Consider the following 201-nt stretch of genomic DNA (forward strand, 5'->3'; position numbering starts at 1 on the left):
CAAGCCTAAATAAACATGAAAAACCAAAACTAAAAAAAAGTTTTGATTATAATAAAAAGATAATCAATAAAAAATAAAATTCAAAATACATTTTCACCCTATACTGTAAACACCAAACCAGAATTACTACAATCCTAACAATCACTACATAAATCCGTTAAAAAGATTCAAATAGAAAAAAACACCATAAAATTGACTTCA

Source organism: Methanobrevibacter sp. UBA417 (assembly GCF_002508845.1).
In the GTDB taxonomy this organism is placed as follows: domain Archaea; phylum Methanobacteriota; class Methanobacteria; order Methanobacteriales; family Methanobacteriaceae; genus Methanobrevibacter_A; species Methanobrevibacter_A acididurans.